The sequence below is a fragment of the Aliivibrio sp. 1S128 genome (genome assembly GCF_001691065.1).
GTDB lineage: Bacteria > Pseudomonadota > Gammaproteobacteria > Enterobacterales > Vibrionaceae > Aliivibrio.
This window is the reverse complement of sequence record NZ_MAJV01000061.1, coordinates 1-216: the sequence shown is the minus strand read 5'-3', so window position 1 is coordinate 216 and position 216 is coordinate 1. Positions and strand designations below refer to the sequence as shown.

Annotated in this window: 2 tRNA genes; both read left to right on the top strand. The window is 52.8% G+C overall.

Going from position 1 to position 216, the window contains the following annotated elements:
* Positions 1–9 precede the first annotated feature (9 nt).
* Positions 10–100: transfer RNA gene (locus A6E03_RS09200), tRNA-Ser, on the top strand.
* A gap of 38 nt (positions 101–138) precedes the next feature.
* Positions 139–215 (top strand) — tRNA-Asp (locus tag A6E03_RS09195).
* Position 216: the final 1 nt, after the last annotated feature.

The following is a 216-nucleotide window of genomic DNA, read 5'->3' as shown; positions in this document are numbered from 1 at the left end:
CTCGGCATTGGAGGGATGGCTGAGTGGTCGAAAGCACCGGTCTTGAAAACCGGCAACCGTTAATAGCGGTTCTAGGGTTCAAATCCCTATCCCTCCACCACTTTTCAAAATTCAGATAGAGTCTGGGTTTTAAAAATTGGAGCGGTAGTTCAGTTGGTTAGAATACCGGCCTGTCACGCCGGGGGTCGCGGGTTCGAGTCCCGTCCACTCCGCCAA